The sequence below is a fragment of the Massilia genomosp. 1 genome (assembly GCF_011682185.1).
GTDB lineage: Bacteria > Pseudomonadota > Gammaproteobacteria > Burkholderiales > Burkholderiaceae_D > Telluria_A > Telluria_A rubra.
This window is the reverse complement of sequence record NZ_WHJF01000566.1, coordinates 1-276: the sequence shown is the minus strand read 5'-3', so window position 1 is coordinate 276 and position 276 is coordinate 1. Positions and strand designations below refer to the sequence as shown.

The following is a 276-nucleotide window of genomic DNA, read 5'->3' as shown; positions in this document are numbered from 1 at the left end:
GTTGGCGATGCAAAAAGAGAATCATGAGGCCGGTAACAAGTTCATCGGCTACGTCGCCATGGCGAAGCAATTGACCGGGTGGCGCAATGGTCCTGACACACCTTGGCTGAAGGACGCGCCGTGTCATGCGCTGCAACATGCATTGAAGCACTTGGAGAGGGCGTACAAGAACTTCTTCGAGAAACGGGCCGATTTCCCCAGCTTCAAGCGCAAGGGTTGCGGCGACACTTTGCGCTACCCGGACCCGAAGCAGATCAAGCTTGACGAGGCCAACAG

The 276-nt window shown here is 56.5% G+C and carries 1 pseudogene; it reads left to right on the top strand.

What is annotated here, in order from left to right:
- A pseudogene (locus tag F1735_RS34930) lies at positions 1–276 on the top strand (RNA-guided endonuclease InsQ/TnpB family protein); the annotation flags it as partial.